This window comes from Mucilaginibacter sp. NFX135 (assembly GCF_048565145.1).
Classification (GTDB): Bacteria; Bacteroidota; Bacteroidia; order Sphingobacteriales; family Sphingobacteriaceae; genus Mucilaginibacter.
Window position 1 is genome coordinate 2,305,273 of sequence record NZ_CP183412.1, and the last position, 16,543, is coordinate 2,321,815.

Consider the following 16,543-nt stretch of genomic DNA (forward strand, 5'->3'; position numbering starts at 1 on the left):
TTTAGTATTTATGAAGTTAAAGAGCAGCGCAGTTATAACGGGTATTGGTGGTTATGTTCCAGATAGTATCCTGAGTAACAGCGATTTAGAAAAAATGGTTGATACTAACAGCGAATGGATAGTATCAAGAACCGGGATAAAGGAACGCAGAATTTTAACCGATAAAACGCTCGCTACTTCTGATATGGCCACCTGGGCCATAAAAAATTTACTTGATAGTACTAAAGTTTCTCCAGAGGAAATTGACTGTGTGATCATCGCTACATCAACTCCCGATCATTTGCTGCTATCAACCGCAAGCATTGTTTGTGATAAGGTGGGCATGCCCAACGCCTGGGCAACGGATGTTAACGCGGCATGTAGTGGGTTTCTGTACGCTTACACCTTAGGATCCAGTTTGGTTGAAGGAGGTCGTTATAAAAAAGTGATCGTAGTGGGCGCCGACCAGAACAGCGCTATTATTAATTATAAAGACAGGAACACCTGTATACTTTTTGGTGATGGGGCAGGAGCGGTTTTAATTGAACCTGCTACAGATGGTACCGGCTTAATTGACAGTGTTTTTAAAACCGAGGGCAAAGGCCGGGAGCATTTACTGGTACCGGGCGGGGGCTCAAAAGTTCCGGCAACGGCCGAAAGTGTTGCTGCCAACAAACATTTTATACACCAGGATGGCCGGGTTGTTTTTAAAGCCGCCATTAACGGTATGACAGATACCTGTAAAGCTGTGCTGGAACGTAACGATATGACCATTGATGATATCAACTGGCTGATACCGCACCAGGCCAATTACCGGATAATACATGCCGTTGGCGATCATTTAGGTTTACCTGCCGAGCGTGTAAAAGTAAATATCGAACGATACGGAAATACAACCGCTGCCACCATACCACTTTGTCTTTGGGATTTTAAAGACGATTTTAAATATAACGACAACATGATACTAACCGCCTTCGGAGCCGGTTTTTCATGGGGCGCCACTCTGCTAAAATGGGGTAAGCTGAGATAAGCTTAGCACATTAATTAATCTTGTAGACTTCAAAAAACGTCTTAAGGCCCTCTCCTTTAGAGAGGGTTAGGGTGAGGCTTTTGCTTCGTTCCTCAATGACGCGTTTTTATGTGTGCAAAGTACTTCAACAACAAAAAATCATGACAACAGACGAAAGGATCAAAGCATCCGAAACACGCATATTTAAAGCTGTATTTCCAAATACAACCAATCATTACGATACCCTTTTTGGCGGTACTGCCATGCACATGATGGATGAGGTAGCCTTTATTACCGCCACCCGTTTTACCCGTAAAAGAATGGTAACCGTATCATCAGACCGGATAGATTTTAGCCGACCCATACCTGCCGGTACTATCATTGAGCTGATCGGCACGGTTTCACATATCGGCAATACCAGTCTGAAGGTACAGGTAGAGATCTACATTGAAGAAATGTACTCTTTTGAACGCGAAAAGGCCATAACCGGTACATTTACCTTTGTAGCCATCGACGAACATAAACACAAAATAAGCGTTCTTTAGGCAGGAGTTTTCCGCTTTTAATGCAGTCCTTTTCGTTTAAGCAGACCGCCGGTAGTATCATCAATACTTTGCTGTACAATAAAAGCTTTGGGATCGATACCCAGGATGGTTTGTTTAAGCGATGGGATCTCGAGGCGGGTGGCCACGGTAAAAACAATATCCCGGGGATCGTTGATATGCCCATCCTTGCCATAACCGCTTTTACCCTGGTAAATGGTAACACCACGACCAAGCGTTTCGGTAATGGCTTTGCGGATGGCCTCGCTATGGGTTGATATCACGGTAATACCTGAGTATTGCTCAATACCATTCAAAATAAAGTCGATCATTTTGGCGGCAGCCATGTAGGTGAGTATGGAGTACATAGCGGGTTCCACACCTAATAAAAATGCGGCCAGACTAAATATGAGTACGTTGAGCAGCAAAATAAAGTCACTTACTTTGAGTAGTTGTGTTTTTTTGCTCACCAGCACGGCGGCAATCTCGGTACCATCAAGCACCGCTCCGCCCCGCATAGCCAGGCCACTGCCTGTACCTATAAACACACCACCAAATACGGCGGTAAGCAACTTATCATGCGTAACATCCGGGAATTGAACAGTAGCCAGGACTATAGCAAGCAAACCAATGGCAAGTGTGCTTTTAATAGCAAATTGTAGTCCCAGTTTTTTATAACCCAGCCAAAGAAACGGTACATTGATAATAAAAATAAGGATAGAAATGGGCGCGTGAGTAATATCAGATATCAACATGGCTATACCGGTAGCTCCTCCATCAATAAAATGGCTCGATAATAAAAAGCCCTTTAACCCAAATCCGGCAGATAATATCCCAAGCCCTATAGTTATTGCATCCTTTACTGTCTTCATAGCGTCCATGCCCAAATATAGCCGTTTGAGGCTAAAAGGAGGCATATTTGTGTTGTTTGTTTGCTATTAAAAAGCTAAAAGCGTCATTGCGAGGCACGAAGCAATCTCTATGCTATACAGAGTAAACAAGCATAGTTGCCCTGCTTTTGTAGAGATTGCTTCGTGCCTCGCAATGACGCTTTTGTGGATTTTAACTATTTCACTACCACCTGAGCCGTATTTCTGCTCACCTGCTCCAGCAATACGGTTTTACCCTCGATGAGCTCCTTCAGTGCACCCTCGGCATGGTGCCTGATGGTGATGAGCGTTAGGCCGGTATTATATTTTACCTTGAAATCCTGCTTCAAACTGTTGAGTAGCTTGTCAAAACGCTCTTCGTAAAAGTCAAAACAAACAGAAAAACTCAGGGCTGATGTTTGCATTACATTTACTTTTACCTGGTTCTGCGCAAACAAACCGAAAATATCACTCAGGTGATCTTCTGTAATAAAAGAGTAGTCTTTGGACGATATCGAAAGCAATACCTGGTTTTGTTTCAGAATAATAACCGGCTTTATAAAGGTGTTTATACCATCTTCTTTAATGACAGTACCCGAAGCTGCAGGATCGGTAAACGGTTTAACCAGCAAAGGGATATGCGCGTTTTGCAGTGGTTTAATAGTTTTTGGGTGGATAACACTTGCTCCGTAATAGGTCATTTCGATGGCTTCGGAATAGGAAAGCTCATCAAATTTTACGGTATCCTTAAAAAATTTAGGGTCGGCGTTCAAAATGCCTGGTACATCTTTCCAGGTAGTTACCGATTGAGCATTGAGACAGGCCGCGAAAATAGATGCCGTGTAGTCGGATCCCTCACGCCCCAGCGTTGTGGTAAAATTCTCTGATGTGCCGCCCAAAAAGCCCTGGGTTACTACAATGCCCTTATCCAGTAAAGCTGGGATATCCCTGGTAATACTTTCGCGGGTTTTATCCCATTGCACAATGCCTTCGCGGTAAGTGTTATCGGTATGGATATAGCCGCGTACATCCAGCCATTGGTTTTTCAGGCCTTCCTTGTTCAGATAGGCGCTGATGATTCGGGTTGATACCAGTTCACCGATGGATACGATCTGGTCGTAAATAAAATCATAGTCGTCCTGTGGTTCGTCTTCGATCATCCAGTCAATTTCCACAAAAGTGTTGGCTATTTCATCAAACACGGGATGTTTGGGCTCAAATAGTTCATGCAGGATATCAAAATGGTATTGTTTGATGCCCTCGTATATGAGGTGCATATTGTCCGATTGATCTACATAAGCCCGGGTGAGGCTTTCCAGCGCGTTGGTGGTTTTGCCCATGGCCGATACCACAATGAGTAATTGATCCCCCGTATATTTTTTAACAACGCTGGCCAGGTTAATAATGCCACCGGCATCCTTAACAGATGCACCTCCGAATTTAAAAACAAGCATTTATTTGATGTATTTGGTCACAACCGTATTTGGCCGTAGTAATGATTTTATTTGTGAATAGGGGATAACCAGTGTGGTAGTGCCAGCTGCGTAAGGCTTGATCTCGTACTGGTTATAAAAGAATTTAAGACCAAAAGGAGTGATCAGAAAATTATCATTAAGGGCGAATTTATCATCCTTGAAAAAATAATTGTTGGCCAGTGAGGCGGTATCGCTCAGCTTTTCGTCTTTCCTGAAAATAGCCTCGCCTATTTTTTTCAGCTTGTCCTGATAGTCGGCATTAAAAATATCACCCAGTACCAGGTTCTTATTAGCTTTGGTATCCCAGTTGATGAAATAGGTGGCCGAACCGCCATGAGCGCCGCCCTGGTAAGTATAACCGCCAACTTCAATGGCCGTAAAGCTGGAATCTTGCAGCAATACTTTGGCGTAGCTGTTCAACTCAAAAAACATCTCCGTACGCGGATCCGTTTTTTTGAAATCGGCATAAGCTTTCAAAAAGTTTTTGGTCATCAGGGCAATGCTGCTATCCGGTTTACCATCCATTGCAAACAGACTGGTGAGCTTCCGGATCACCGAATCGTTCAGCTTTTTTTTCCCTGCGAAAACCGGATATTTAACTTTTACCACTGTACACGCGCTGTCTGGCTTGGCGCCGCAATCAGCCGCCCGCTCATGTATGTTTTTGTAAGTGTAAGAAAGCGTGTCTACACTGGTATCCTTTTGCTTTGATGGAACACCCCACTGGCACGACGCGAAAGCGAAACTAATAAAGATGAATAAAAGATAAAAAGACAAAGGACTTTTGGGCTTCTCGTTTTCCAGACAAAAGAAACTTTTCCACCCGCTTTGCCGTAAAGCGGAAGAGAAGGTTGCCCCGTGAAGGGGGGACGCGGTAAGTCGTCCGCGATGTGTTGTTACAGCATTGGGATCAACCTTTGAAGAATTTGATTTGTAGCTGGTTTTCATAGCTTAATAGTTTAAAAGCTGTTCTTTTGACAAGGAGGCGTTAAGCCATCCGGCTTCAATATTAGCCTCATATTTTTTATAAAAATTAATGGCGGGCTCATTCCAATCGAGCACCTGCCATACCATGCCGCTAAAGTCTAATTCTTTGGCTTCGGCAATCAGTACGTTGAACAACAATTTACCAACACCTTTGCCGCGGTATTGTTCGGTAATGATGAGATCTTCCAGGTACAGGCGACAGCCTTTCCAGGTGGAGTAACGTATATAATAAACCGCGAAGCCAATGATTTGCCCTTCTGCTTCGGCAACAAATGCCTTCCATACGGGTTTGGGGCCAAAGCCTGCATCTTCAAACTCCTGTAGGCTCACGGTTACTTCCTCCGGAGCTTTTTCAAAAAGAGCAAGCTCATGTACCAGTTCCATTAAACGCGGGCAGTCTTCTTTTTTAGCAATTCTTATATTTATGTTCATTAGTTCAGTTGTTCATTAGTTCATTGGACCATGCAAGCCATGTAGGGAGTTATCATCTGGGCATTCTTTGTATCTACTCAAAGCAACCACTCACTTAATCAACCCAATCTAACCACTCACTTAATTATTTTTCCAGTGCTTAATAACCCGGCTGCCAAAAATGGTGCTGCCTACGCGTACCATATTGCTGCCCTGCTCAATGGCCAGTTTATAGTCGGATGACATACCCATCGACAGGGTATCAAAAGTATCTATCTTGCGGAAATAGCTTTGCTTAATGCCGTCAAAAAATGTCTTCAGCTCGTAATATTCTTCTTTGATCTGCTTTTCGTTATCGGTATTGGTGGCAATACCCATCAGTCCGCGGATGTGTACGTTATTGAAAGTTACAAACTCATCAGACCGTAACAGTTCAATAGCTTCGTCAAAACCTAAGCCGTATTTGGTTTCTTCATCAGCAATATATATCTGTAGCAGGCAATCTATAATGCGGCCTGCCTTTTCAGCATGTTTGTTGATTTCATGCAGCAGTTTCAGGCTATCGACGGACTGAATCATGCTCACAAAAGGCGCGATATATTTAACCTTGTTGGTTTGTAAATGCCCTATCAGGTGCCATTGAATGTCTTTAGGCAGTTGTTCATATTTCTCCACCATTTCCTGCACGGTGTTTTCGCCAAACAGGCGTTGGCCTGCATCATAGGCCTCCTGCAGGTCGGCAGCAGGTTTAGTTTTCGACACCGCCAATAAAGTTACCCCCGGGCCCGTTTCTTTTTTTAAGCTTTTGATATTATCTGCAATGCTCATTTATCCGTAAATTTGTTTTTTTTAATTTGAAAATTTGGTAATTTGAAGATTTGAAAATGCTCGGATCATTTAGGCATTTTCAAATTAACGCATCTTCAAATTTTCAAATCAAATTAATTAGCCGCTAAATTACAGAATGCATAAATATTTAACCTTGTTTTTTTCAGTATCACTATTTTTATGTGCCTGTAAAAACGATAGTCCGCCAAAAGGCTTAATAAAACCTGATGCCATGGCCGGCTTATTAACCGAAATCCACCTTATTGATGGGCGTTTATATACCGGTTTGCAAACCCCGGATACCTTGTACAAATATGGTATGGGTAATTACCTGGCTGCTTTTGAGCGGTTCCATACCGATTCGGGAACTTTTAAAAAAAGCCTGAATTATTATGCCACATATCCGGATAAACTTATGGCGATATATGATAAGGTTGATGAGCGGATCAAAGCCCTGTCTGATTCGGTTAACAAGATAGCGGCCCAAAAACGCCAGGCCGATTTAAAAGCCGATTCCATTAAAATGGCCCACAAAGCCGATTCTATCAAAAAAGCCGCGCAAAAGCCCGTGAAGGCTGTGAGCAAGGCCGATTCTCTAAAAAAATTAAAACAAAAACATCCTGATGCTTTACCCAAAAAATAGTGTTGATAAGCTGGGGTTTACCGAGGTAAAAGAATTAATAAAAGCACATTGCCTGAGCGAAATGGGTCAACAAATGGTTGACAAGATACAGGTAATGAGCAATTACGATCTGATATATAAGTTCCTGAACCAGGCCAACGAGTTTAAAAATATCCTGGTTAATGATGCTGCCTTACCCATTCATCACTTTTTCGATATAAAAACCTTAGCCAATAAAGCCCGTATCGAGGGCGTATTTTTGTCGGAGGAAGAATTTTACCAGGTGCAAACCTCCCTGCAAACCGTGTTCGCGGTGATCGCTTATTTCAGCGAGCGGGAGGGGCTATATCCCAATCTCGAGGCTTTATTTGAGCACCTGCCCATTGAAAAGGCCATCCTTAAAAAGATAGATGCCGTAATTGATGCCAAAGGTAAGATACGGCCCAACGCCTCGCGCGAACTGAATGAAATTACCCTGGGCATTGCCAAAGCCGAACAAGAGGCCCGTAAAAAGATAGACCAGATATTTAAAGCAGCATCCGGCAGTGGCTGGACGGCTGATGGCTCCCTTACTGTGCGCGATGGTCGTTTGTGTATCCCGCTGCTGGCCGAAAATAAGCGGAAGCTTAAAGGTTTTATCCATGATGAATCCGCATCGGGCCAAACCGTTTATATGGAGCCCGAAGAAGTATTTACGCTGAACAACCGTGTACGCGATCTGGAGTTTGAGCGCCGCCGCGAGATAGTTAAAATACTAACCGCTTTAACAGATGAACTACGGCCTTATACACCGCTTTTACTATCCTACCATGGCCTGTTAACCAAGCTTGATTTTGTGCGCGCCAAGGCTTTGTTTGCTATTGATATAGAGGCAGAAATGCCGCAGGTAGTTAACGAAGCCCGATTGAAACTATACAATGCGCGCCACCCGCTGTTGTTCCTGAATTTTAAGGCCGAACAAAAAACGGTGGTTCCGCTCAATGTGCATATTGACGAAGGTACCCGCATCATTGTGGTATCGGGGCCGAACGCCGGTGGTAAGTCGGTTTGTATGAAAACCGTCGGCCTGCTGCAAATGATGGTACAGGCCGGTTTGCTGATCCCCGCTGCCGAAGCCAGTGTGGTTGGCGTGTTTAAGCAGCTGTTTGTTGATATTGGCGATGATCAATCGATCGAGAGCGATCTGAGTACGTATAGCGCCCACCTGAGCAAAATGAAAACCTTTGTGGAGGATGCCAACAGCAAAACATTGATCCTGATAGATGAGTTTGGTACCGGTACCGATCCGCAGTTTGGCGGCCCTATTGCCGAGGCTGTGCTGGAATCATTGAACCAGAAAAAGGTAAGGGGGATGGTAACCACCCACTACTCCAACCTCAAAATATTCGCCAGCAATACGGAGGGTATCGAAAATGCTTCCATGTTGTTCAATAACGTGGAGATGAAACCGCTTTATCAGCTGGAAATTGGGAAGCCCGGCAGTTCATACGCGTTTGAGATAGCTCAAAAAATAGGCTTGCCCGCCAACGTGCTTAATCTCGCTAAAAACAAGATAAGCGAAGGCCAGAAAAAGGTAGATACTTTACTGGTTGACCTGGAACGCGAGAAACGCGAGATATTTGAAACCAAACAAAAACTGGATAAACAGCAGCGCCGGGTAAACGAACTGCAAACCGAAAATGAAAAACTGAAAAGCTACCTGGATGAAAATAAAAAGGTGCTGATCAAAGAGGCTAAGGATCAGGCGAAAAACATTATCCTGAATGCGAATAAGCTGGTTGAGAATACCATATCTGAAATAAAAAGCAGCAATGCCGATAAGGAAGTGACCCGTGCCCTGCGCGAGAACCTGAATACCGAGCTTAAAAAAAATACCGTTAAAGTTGAACCCGTAAAACCCAATCCGGCTACTGACGAGGAATTAAAACCGGGCGATTGGGTAAAATTAACCGACTCGGAAACGACCGGACAAATAATTGAACTGATTAAGGATAATGTGGTGATTGCCATTGGCGATCTGCGCACGGTGGCCAAAAGGAAACGGGTTGTCAAGGTTTCGAAATCCTCAGTGCCAAAGGATATCCGCAGGAATTTTAATTCGCATACCAATGATTTGGCCAGTTTTAGTCCGGAGATAGATGTGCGTGGTATGCGTACCGAAGATGCTCTGCATGCTATTGAAAAACTGTTCGACCGTGCCCTGATGATGGGTTTTAACAACCTCAAGATCATTCATGGCAAAGGCGATGGGATCCTGCGAAAAATGATCAGGCAATACCTTAAAAAGTACGACCAGGTTGACCGTTTGGAAGATGAACACGCCGACCGCGGTGGAGATGGTATAACATATGCATATTTAAAGTAAATTAGCTTTTTATAAGAGCAAGGATTTAGGGAGTAAGGAACAAGGATTTTAGGATTAAAGAATAAAATGACAGTAAATGTCCTTGTTCTTTGTTCCCAAAATCTTTACTTTCCCCGTCCTTGTTCCTTGTTCCAAAAATCCTTGTTCCGAAAAGATGGCATTAAAAAGTATCACTCCTATGTTGTATACGCTTCGTGTTAAGGAAAGCGTTGATTTTTATGTTAGTAATCTGGGTTTCACCTGTATTGGTTTTGATGAAGACTGGGGCTGGGCAACCGTAAGCAGGGATGATATCGAAATTATGCTGGCGCTCCCCAACGAGCACGAAACATTTACGGTGCCCAAGTTCACGGGTTCATTTTATATCCGCACCAATAATGTGGATGAGATCTGGAATGAAATGAAAGAGAAAGCCGTGATCTGCTATCCCATTGAAGATTTTAATTATGGCATGCGGGAGTTCGCGGTTTTTGATAATAATGCCTATATATTACAATTTGGTATGCCGTTAGACTAACGTCGTATCAATGTGTAAACCATGTAAACCCATCTTTTAATCACAACTATTAACAATGCGCAAAATCTGCTCTGTAGTTCTGTTCCTCATTTTTGCTGCCGGCTTAGGCTGCTCCAATGCTCAAATCGCGGTACTTAAAAGTAAAGACTCGCATATTCGCTATACCGGCCGTATCAACATGACGGATGAAGCCGCCGAGCTTTACTGGACGGGTTCGTCAGCGAAAATTAACTTTAACGGTACCGGAGCCTCGACCATGTTGCAGGATGAGCGCGGTGAAAACTATTTTACTGTAATTGTTGACGGTAAGGTGACGGGCACCATCCACCTGGATAATACCAAAAAAGTTTATACCCTTGCCGAAGGGTTACCCGCTGGTGTGCACAGTCTGGAGTTATTTAAGCGTACAGAATGGGATAAGGGTAAAACTATTTTTTACCAGTTTATACTGGCCAGGGATGCCACGGCTTTACCCGCGCCACCCGCTAAAAAGCACCGCATAGAGTTTTTTGGTAATTCTATCACCTGCGGATACGCTGTGGAAGATACCACCGGGCAGGACAGAGGTACCGCTCCTTATGAAAATGGCTATATCAGCTATGCCGCCATTACCGCCCGCCATTTTGATGCCGATTATGTATGTACATCAAAAAGCGGCATCGGTGTGCTGGTAAGCTGGTTCCCGCTCATTATGCCCGAAATGTATAACCGGCTTGATCCTACGGATCCGACAAGCCTGTGGGATTTTTCGAAGTACACGCCTGAGTTGGTGGTCATCAACCTGTTTCAAAACGACTCCTGGATAGTTCAGCAACCCAACAATGAGCAGTTTAAAGAGCGGTTTGGTGCCAAAGCTCCCGAGCCTGACCAGATTATTAAAGCCTACCGGGAGTTTGTAAAAAACATCCGCAAAAAATACCCCAAAGCACAGATCATTTGCGCGCTGGGCAGTATGGATGCCACCAAAGAAGGTTCGCCATGGCCCGGTTATATTGAAAAGGCAGTAGCCAGCCTCAACGATAAAACTATTTATACTCACTTTTTCCCTTTCAAAAATACCCCCGGGCATCCCAGCGCCAAAGAGCAGCAGGCTATGGCCGATGATCTGATCAGCTTTATTGATAAGCGGGTGAAGTGGTAAAATACCAGTAGAGTCAAGATATAAGAGTCAGGAATCAAGAAGGAAAAAGCTTTATTGCATGCTATTTCTTATGTCTTGATTCTTGACTCTTGATTCTTATATCTAAATTTGAGCAACCAATTATAGAACATGAATAAAGTAGTTAGTGGTGCCGATGAGGCCATCCGCGATATTCAGGATGGCATGACTTTAATGCTGGGTGGCTTTGGCCTTTGCGGGCTGCCCGAAAATTGTATAGCCGCGTTAGTGAAACAAGGGCGCAAGCAATTAACCTGTATCTCCAACAATGCCGGGGTTGACGATTTTGGTATCGGCCTGATGCTGAAACAACGCCAGGTGAAAAAAATGATCTCCTCGTACGTTGGCGAAAACGCCGAATTTGAACGCCAGTTGCTCAGCGGTGAGCTGGAAGTAGAGCTGCTGCCCCAGGGAACGCTGGCTACCCGCTGTATGGCCGCCGGTTATGGTATGCCTGCCATTTTTACTCCCGCCGGTGTAGGTACCGAAGTAGCCGAAGGCAAAGAAACACGCAATTTTAATGGTAAGGATTACCTGATGGAAATGGCCTTTGATGCAGATTTTGCCATTGTAAAAGCCTGGAAGGGCGATACCATGGGTAACCTCGTATACCGGTCGACCGCGCGTAATTTTAACCCGGTAATGGCCATGGCCGGTAAAATAACCATAGCCGAGGTAGAAGAACTGGTACAACCCGGAGAACTTGATCCTGACCATATCCATACCCCCGGTATTTATGTACACCGTATTTTCCAGGGAAAAGATTATGAGAAAAGGATAGAGCAGAGGACAGTGAGGGTAAAGGAATAGGGATAGAAGGAGCAAGGATAGAGGGAGTAAGGACGAAGGAGCAAGAATAAGAATATAAGAACCTGAATTAAAACCGCGCGTCATTGCGAGGCACGAAGCAATCCCAAACTGTACAGAACGGCTCTGTAAATCGGGGATTGCCACGTCGTTCCTCCTCCTATGACGCGTGGGGGAAATAAATAAGAAAACATGCTTGATAAAACAGGAATAGCAAAGCGAATAGCTAAAGAAATAAAAGACGGTTACTACGTTAACCTGGGTATCGGTATCCCGACATTAGTAGCCAATTACATACCCGAAACGATGGATGTGGTATTGCAATCAGAAAATGGATTGCTGGGGATGGGGCCCTTTCCGTTCGAGGGCGAGGAAGATCCGGATGTGATCAATGCGGGGAAACAAACCATTACCATGCTGCCCGGCTCGGCTATATTTGATTCGGCCATGAGTTTTGGGATGATCCGCGCTAAAAAGGTGAACCTTACCATACTGGGTGCCATGGAAGTATCCGAAAACGGCGATATAGCCAACTGGAAGATCCCCGGTAAAATGGTAAAAGGCATGGGCGGCGCGATGGACCTGGTGGCATCTGCCGAAAATATCATTGTAGCCATGCAGCATGTAAACAAAGCCGGCGAATCAAAACTATTGCCTAAATGTACACTGCCGCTCACCGGTGTGCACTGCGTTAAAAAAATAGTGACCGAACTGGGTGTATTTGATGTATTACCCGAAGGCGGCTTTAAACTATTGGAGCGTGCGCCGGGTGTAAGTGTAGAGGATATTAAAAATGCTACAGCCGGTAAGTTGATTGTTGAAGGCGAGATACCTGAAATTTTAATTTGAAAATTTGAAGATGAGTTAATTTGAAAATGCCTGCCTAATGAAAGGCATTTTCAAATTTTCAAATCATCAAATTTTCAAATCTTTTAAAAAAGCTTCTTCCTTAAATCCGCCGATATTTCTTCGGTTACCTTGATTATATCATCGGCAACATGACTGTTGTTGGTGATCACCCGGTCACATTCGTCTTTATAAGGCAATAAAAACTCTTTATAAGCCGGTACCACATGGTTTACCCATTTGTACATGGCATCATCGTTCGAATAACCGCGCTCTATCAGGTCGCGCTTCAGACGACGGTTCATGGCAACTTCTTCATCGGCTTCAATAAAAATTTTCATGTCGAGCATATTGGCAATATCCCTGAAATGCAGGATAAACAAACCCTCCACAATTAAAATAGGCGCCGGTTTTATTTCCAGCATCTTAGGTACCGCATTAGGGTTGTTAAAGGTATATTCAGGCTTAATAACGGTTTCATTATTAAAAAGCCTGCTGATATCCTGCTGAAAATGCTCATGGTCAATGGTGGATGGCAGATCAAAATTATACACCTTATTTTCTTCAGGCGTCATCTTATGAGCCACGCGAAAATAATAGTCATCCTGCGATACCAGGCATACCTCGTCGGCAGTGAAATGTTCCAGAAAACTTTTCAGGAAAAAGGTTTTGCCTGATCCACTACCACCGGCAATTCCAATAATATAAGGTTTATTCATTCGGGTTCGGACTGCCGTAGCTGATGTTTACGTGAATGCGTTTATCTAAAGCACCTAATGCGTCGGCAGTGTTCTTGGTCATTACAATAAGCACGTCCTTAGTAGCCTCGCTGTCGGTAAATCTGCCTACAACTTTAGCATAGGTGGTATGGTTGTTCATAGGATTAGTGATCTTTATCACGGTACCGATGGGGGCGGTACGGTGCAATACCAATTCCTTTTTCGGGTCAAGGCTGGTATCATCTATCCAGGTAGCTACACCTGTCTCATTTTTTTCGTACAGACCAAAACGGTTAGCTTTTAGTTTATTGCCCGCGCTGTCAATAGCGGCAACGGTTGAATCCTGGGTTAGCACTGCATCCTGTTTAGCAACCGGCCTTTCGGCGGGCGGCATACCTGAGCGTACTTTGATGACCTGGTTTGGAGTAAGCGTGTCGGATGTTAAGCCGTTGAGCTTGGTGATATCCTCAACAGAAGTACCAAAGCGTTTGGCTATAGAGTAAAGTGTTTCGCCTGCAGATACTTTGTACTGCTGCACGTTATCCATATTAACCGGTTTGGCGGGTGTGGTATCGGCTGGGGGCGGCGTTGTTGTAGCTACTGTTGCGGCCGGAGCTTGCTGCTGAACTACCGGTTGCTGTGTTTGCGGTTTTGGTTGTTGTGCTACAGGCTGCTGTGCTTGTGGCTTTGGCTGTTGAACCGGCTGCTGCGCTTGTGGCTTAGTTTGCTGAACAGGGGCGGGGGCTGCAGCTGTAGTTTGTGTAAACGATTGTTCGGTAGGTACTTTAATAATACCGCCAATTTTAAGCGGCGCATTATTATTGAATTGCATAATAGCCTTTGGGCTTACATTATAACGGCGACCGATGGAGTAGTAATTATCTTTAGGATCAAGTTTGTGTAGTACAACTTTTTTTCCGTTCTGGTTTTCAACTCCAACAGAGTCAACAACCGGGTTTGCAAAAATGGATATGGACAGGGTAAGCAGGGGAGCGATGACTAATAAAATCTTTACTTTCATAATGAATTAAAATACTTAGCTTATAAGTTTAAAACTATTAATGCTGACCGTTCTTTTATATAGATCAGGTTATTCTTATGTACTACAAACGCCTCGGGCTGCAATTTTTGTATGTTGCTGTTTAACAAATCATGGTAAACAATTACACCTTCGCTGTTAATAATATATAAATGCTGTTTTAATTTTTCCTGAAAAAACGTGTGCAAAGATACAATTCTGTAGCTATTGTGCTCCAAATAATGCAGGGTATTTGCATAAGGTTCGGCAGGCAAGGTCAATTCTTTTAAAAGATCTGCAGGGAGCATCTGCGGCACAACAATATGGTTATTCAAAGGGATGTCAATTACCGGTTGATAGGCCTGTAAAAGACCGCCTGTTTTAATATCGGCCAAAAATAATTTTGGAGGTTGCACCTGGGCGTTATAAACTGTGGGGCCGTTTATACACAAATGATCAAAGGCCAAAGTATAATTGCTCCACAGGGTTTGTCCGCTTGTGCCATCTATCGCTATCAGGCCTTTATGTACAGGCCCTTTCTCTGATTGGTAATTGTGCACGAGGAGCGTACCATCATAAGCCGCTTCAATGCCCGTGAGCCATCGTTCGGGCGTGGTTATATCCTTAAAATAAACCTGGCCATTGAGCAGGCTTATCGCACCAAAAGCTACTTTTTTATCTTCGCTGTTACGTAATTCAACAAACAAAGTAGCGCTCATATCATCAATTTCCATGCGCCAGATGGGCCAGTTAAATTGCTCGTTGATAAAAGGTAGCATCTGTGTCATAAAGTGTGTAAATATGGGTAATAAATTCAAATCTGCTTATATTTACCAAACATTGCTGCCAAGCAAATGTTAAACATAAAAATCACTATTTATATATGAACGCTAAAGAAATTAGTCTGGAAGAAGGTAAAGTAAAACCCGTTGTTGACCACTTAAATGACCTTTTGGCCAACTATCATATCTACTACCAAAAAGTACGTGGCTGCCACTGGAACATCAAAGGGCAAAACTTTTTTACCCTGCATTTAAAATTCGAGGAACTGTATACAGCCGCGTTAACCACTATTGATGAACTTGCCGAAAGGATACTGACCCTGGGCAAATCGCCATACAGCACATTTAATGATTACATCGAAAAATCGGCTATTAAAGAGATCCAAACCATTGGCTTAAAAGATACCAAAATGGTAAAGGCTGTTATTGATGACCTGGCAGTTTTAATTGCCAAGGAAAGAGAGATCCTTGACATTACCGCCGAAGCCGGTGATGATGGCTCCAACGATATGGTAAACCGCTTTATGCAGTTTAACGAAAAAAATACCTGGATGCTGCGTTCGTTTGTGAACGAAGACTAACGAACACCGGTCAAGTATCATTTTATAAAGCCGCTGATATTTTATGTCAGTGGCTTTTTTTGTTGCGTTTACGTTAATAAGGCCTCTCAGCGCAAACGTTTGAGTAGAATAAACCGGCGAATACTTTTGATTTAAAAAAGATACGTTGTAGAATTGCCTTACCAAAACATAAAGCCTTGAAAGTAATACATAGCGTACACCCCGAAGATTTTAAAAGTTATCAAACCGCACAAATAAGAGAACGTTTTTTAATTGACCAATTGGTACAGGCCGATAAGCTGAACTGTACTTATACCCATTATGACCGTATGATAATAGGGGCGGCGCACCCGGTGACTAAACCGGTAGAGCTGGAGAACTACCCTGATCTGCGGGCTGATTATTTTTTGGAGCGACGCGAAATAGGCATCATCAACGTGGCCGGCGACGGGGAAGTTACCGCTGATGGCCAAACTTTTAAGGTCAACAAACTGGATTGCCTTTATATAGGCAAAGGTGTTAAAAGTGTAAAGTTTGCCAGTAAAAACAGTGCGCAACCCGCGGTATTCTATCTGCTTTCGGCCCCGGCACACGCGGTATATCCAACTACGTTAATGACTAATGAGGATGCAGCCAAAGTGCACACCGGCTCTATCGAAACGGCCAACAAACGTACCATTAATAAATACATTCACCTGGAGGGTATTAAAAGCTGCCAACTGGTGATGGGCCTTACCATATTGCATGGCGGTAGCGTGTGGAACACCATGCCTGCACATGTGCATGATCGCCGGATGGAGGCTTACTTTTATTTTGACGTACCCGCGGGACAAAGAGTATTCCATTATATGGGCGAGGGACAGGAAACCCGTCATATCCTGATGGATAATTATGATGCCGTAGTTTCACCTCCGTGGAGTATCCACTCGGGCAGCGGTACGGCCAGCTATAGTTTTATATGGGGCATGGCCGGCGAAAACCTCGACTATACCGATATGGACGCTATAGCCATACCTGATATCAGATAAAGATCAATTGATTAACAAAA

18 protein-coding genes are annotated in these 16,543 nt (G+C 43.8%); 10 read left to right on the plus strand and 8 right to left on the minus strand.

Annotated features, from left to right (window positions below; translation table 11 throughout):
- Window positions 1-10 precede the first annotated feature (10 nt).
- Together ACNURT_RS09960 and ACNURT_RS09965 are read left to right on the plus strand one after the other, a co-directional pair.
- The gene (locus tag ACNURT_RS09960) at window positions 11-1,009 is read left to right on the plus strand and encodes a beta-ketoacyl-ACP synthase III (protein ID WP_419701616.1); all 999 of its coding nucleotides are present in this window, start codon (window positions 11-13) and stop codon (window positions 1,007-1,009) included.
- 140 nt (window positions 1,010-1,149) lie between these two features.
- Window positions 1,150-1,533 carry an acyl-CoA thioesterase gene (locus tag ACNURT_RS09965; RefSeq protein ID WP_370994607.1) on the plus strand — a complete coding sequence of 128 codons (384 nt, stop codon included), beginning with the start codon at window positions 1,150-1,152 and terminating at the stop codon, window positions 1,531-1,533.
- A 17-nt stretch (window positions 1,534-1,550) separates the two neighbouring features.
- On the opposite strand, the gene ACNURT_RS09970 is transcribed toward ACNURT_RS09965, so the two are convergent.
- The 5 genes from ACNURT_RS09970 to ACNURT_RS09990 form a co-directional block, all read right to left on the minus strand.
- On the minus strand, window positions 1,551-2,447 hold the full coding sequence (locus ACNURT_RS09970; RefSeq protein ID WP_370994605.1) for a YitT family protein: 897 nt from the start codon (window positions 2,445-2,447) through the stop codon (window positions 1,551-1,553).
- A gap of 149 nt (window positions 2,448-2,596) precedes the next feature.
- A complete protein-coding gene (locus ACNURT_RS09975; protein WP_419701617.1) occupies window positions 2,597-3,853 on the minus strand; it encodes an aspartate kinase in 1,257 nt (418 codons plus the stop codon).
- A complete protein-coding gene (locus ACNURT_RS09980; RefSeq protein WP_419701618.1) occupies window positions 3,854-4,822 on the minus strand; it encodes a DUF3298 domain-containing protein in 969 nt (322 codons plus the stop codon).
- 3 nt (window positions 4,823-4,825) lie between these two features.
- Window positions 4,826-5,293 (minus strand): N-acetyltransferase family protein, encoded by a 468-nt coding sequence (locus tag ACNURT_RS09985; protein WP_419701619.1) that lies wholly within the window; start codon window positions 5,291-5,293, stop codon window positions 4,826-4,828.
- A gap of 120 nt (window positions 5,294-5,413) precedes the next feature.
- Window positions 5,414-6,100 carry a YggS family pyridoxal phosphate-dependent enzyme gene (locus ACNURT_RS09990; RefSeq protein ID WP_370994601.1) on the minus strand — a complete coding sequence of 229 codons (687 nt, stop codon included), beginning with the start codon at window positions 6,098-6,100 and terminating at the stop codon, window positions 5,414-5,416.
- A gap of 136 nt (window positions 6,101-6,236) precedes the next feature.
- Between ACNURT_RS09990 and ACNURT_RS09995 the strand changes: the two genes are divergently transcribed.
- From ACNURT_RS09995 to ACNURT_RS10020, 6 genes are all read left to right on the plus strand, one after another.
- On the plus strand, window positions 6,237-6,743 hold the full coding sequence (locus tag ACNURT_RS09995) for a DUF4296 domain-containing protein (RefSeq protein WP_419701620.1): 507 nt from the start codon (window positions 6,237-6,239) through the stop codon (window positions 6,741-6,743).
- On the plus strand, window positions 6,724-9,087 hold the full coding sequence (locus ACNURT_RS10000) for an endonuclease MutS2 (RefSeq protein ID WP_419701621.1): 2,364 nt from the start codon (window positions 6,724-6,726) through the stop codon (window positions 9,085-9,087). Before ACNURT_RS09995 ends, ACNURT_RS10000 begins: the two co-directional genes overlap by 20 nt.
- A gap of 154 nt (window positions 9,088-9,241) precedes the next feature.
- Window positions 9,242-9,604, plus strand: coding sequence for a VOC family protein (locus ACNURT_RS10005; protein WP_419701622.1), 363 nt, complete (start codon window positions 9,242-9,244; stop codon window positions 9,602-9,604).
- Between the two features lie 55 nt (window positions 9,605-9,659).
- A complete protein-coding gene (locus tag ACNURT_RS10010) occupies window positions 9,660-10,745 on the plus strand; it encodes an SGNH/GDSL hydrolase family protein (RefSeq protein WP_419701623.1) in 1,086 nt (361 codons plus the stop codon).
- Between the two features lie 129 nt (window positions 10,746-10,874).
- On the plus strand, window positions 10,875-11,573 hold the full coding sequence (locus tag ACNURT_RS10015) for a CoA transferase subunit A (protein ID WP_370994596.1): 699 nt from the start codon (window positions 10,875-10,877) through the stop codon (window positions 11,571-11,573).
- A 189-nt stretch (window positions 11,574-11,762) separates the two neighbouring features.
- Window positions 11,763-12,419 (plus strand): 3-oxoacid CoA-transferase subunit B, encoded by a 657-nt coding sequence (locus tag ACNURT_RS10020; protein WP_419701624.1) that lies wholly within the window; start codon window positions 11,763-11,765, stop codon window positions 12,417-12,419.
- A gap of 83 nt (window positions 12,420-12,502) precedes the next feature.
- Here the strand turns inward: ACNURT_RS10020 and ACNURT_RS10025 are convergent, their stop codons facing one another.
- The 3 genes from ACNURT_RS10025 to ACNURT_RS10035 are packed head-to-tail and all read right to left on the minus strand — an operon-like array spanning window position 12,503 to window position 14,941.
- A complete protein-coding gene (locus ACNURT_RS10025) occupies window positions 12,503-13,135 on the minus strand; it encodes a uridine kinase family protein (protein WP_370994594.1) in 633 nt (210 codons plus the stop codon).
- Window positions 13,128-14,156, minus strand: coding sequence for a LysM peptidoglycan-binding domain-containing protein (locus ACNURT_RS10030; RefSeq protein ID WP_419701625.1), 1,029 nt, complete (start codon window positions 14,154-14,156; stop codon window positions 13,128-13,130). Before ACNURT_RS10030 ends, ACNURT_RS10025 begins: the two co-directional genes overlap by 8 nt.
- Before the next feature lie 20 nt (window positions 14,157-14,176).
- Window positions 14,177-14,941: a DUF4905 domain-containing protein gene (locus ACNURT_RS10035; RefSeq protein ID WP_419701626.1), complete on the minus strand. Its 765-nt coding sequence runs from the start codon at window positions 14,939-14,941 to the stop codon at window positions 14,177-14,179.
- Window positions 14,942-15,036: 95 nt separating this feature from the next.
- Here ACNURT_RS10035 and ACNURT_RS10040 point away from each other — a divergent pair, with 95 nt between their 5' ends.
- Window positions 15,037-15,516: a Dps family protein gene (locus ACNURT_RS10040; protein WP_370994590.1), complete on the plus strand. Its 480-nt coding sequence runs from the start codon at window positions 15,037-15,039 to the stop codon at window positions 15,514-15,516.
- 176 nt (window positions 15,517-15,692) lie between these two features.
- Complete coding sequence (gene kduI / locus ACNURT_RS10045) at window positions 15,693-16,523, plus strand: 5-dehydro-4-deoxy-D-glucuronate isomerase (protein ID WP_370994589.1); 831 nt, start codon at window positions 15,693-15,695, stop codon at window positions 16,521-16,523.
- Window positions 16,524-16,543: the final 20 nt, after the last annotated feature.

Coding starts and splice junctions, on each gene's coding strand:
- ACNURT_RS10030 (WP_419701625.1), bottom strand. CDS start 14,156: ATGAAAGTAAAGATTTTATTAGTCATCGCTCCCCTGCTTACCCTGTCC.
- ACNURT_RS10005 (WP_419701622.1), top strand. CDS start 9,242: ATGGCATTAAAAAGTATCACTCCTATGTTGTATACGCTTCGTGTTAAG.
- ACNURT_RS09970 (WP_370994605.1), bottom strand. CDS start 2,447: ATGCCTCCTTTTAGCCTCAAACGGCTATATTTGGGCATGGACGCTATG.
- ACNURT_RS09980 (WP_419701618.1), bottom strand. CDS start 4,822: ATGAAAACCAGCTACAAATCAAATTCTTCAAAGGTTGATCCCAATGCT.
- ACNURT_RS09995 (WP_419701620.1), top strand. CDS start 6,237: ATGCATAAATATTTAACCTTGTTTTTTTCAGTATCACTATTTTTATGT.
- ACNURT_RS10025 (WP_370994594.1), bottom strand. CDS start 13,135: ATGAATAAACCTTATATTATTGGAATTGCCGGTGGTAGTGGATCAGGC.
- ACNURT_RS10015 (WP_370994596.1), top strand. CDS start 10,875: ATGAATAAAGTAGTTAGTGGTGCCGATGAGGCCATCCGCGATATTCAG.
- ACNURT_RS10035 (WP_419701626.1), bottom strand. CDS start 14,941: ATGACACAGATGCTACCTTTTATCAACGAGCAATTTAACTGGCCCATC.
- ACNURT_RS09960 (WP_419701616.1), top strand. CDS start 11: ATGAAGTTAAAGAGCAGCGCAGTTATAACGGGTATTGGTGGTTATGTT.
- ACNURT_RS09985 (WP_419701619.1), bottom strand. CDS start 5,293: ATGAACATAAATATAAGAATTGCTAAAAAAGAAGACTGCCCGCGTTTA.
- ACNURT_RS10020 (WP_419701624.1), top strand. CDS start 11,763: ATGCTTGATAAAACAGGAATAGCAAAGCGAATAGCTAAAGAAATAAAA.
- ACNURT_RS09990 (WP_370994601.1), bottom strand. CDS start 6,100: ATGAGCATTGCAGATAATATCAAAAGCTTAAAAAAAGAAACGGGCCCG.
- ACNURT_RS10010 (WP_419701623.1), top strand. CDS start 9,660: ATGCGCAAAATCTGCTCTGTAGTTCTGTTCCTCATTTTTGCTGCCGGC.
- ACNURT_RS09975 (WP_419701617.1), bottom strand. CDS start 3,853: ATGCTTGTTTTTAAATTCGGAGGTGCATCTGTTAAGGATGCCGGTGGC.
- ACNURT_RS09965 (WP_370994607.1), top strand. CDS start 1,150: ATGACAACAGACGAAAGGATCAAAGCATCCGAAACACGCATATTTAAA.
- ACNURT_RS10000 (WP_419701621.1), top strand. CDS start 6,724: ATGCTTTACCCAAAAAATAGTGTTGATAAGCTGGGGTTTACCGAGGTA.
- ACNURT_RS10040 (WP_370994590.1), top strand. CDS start 15,037: ATGAACGCTAAAGAAATTAGTCTGGAAGAAGGTAAAGTAAAACCCGTT.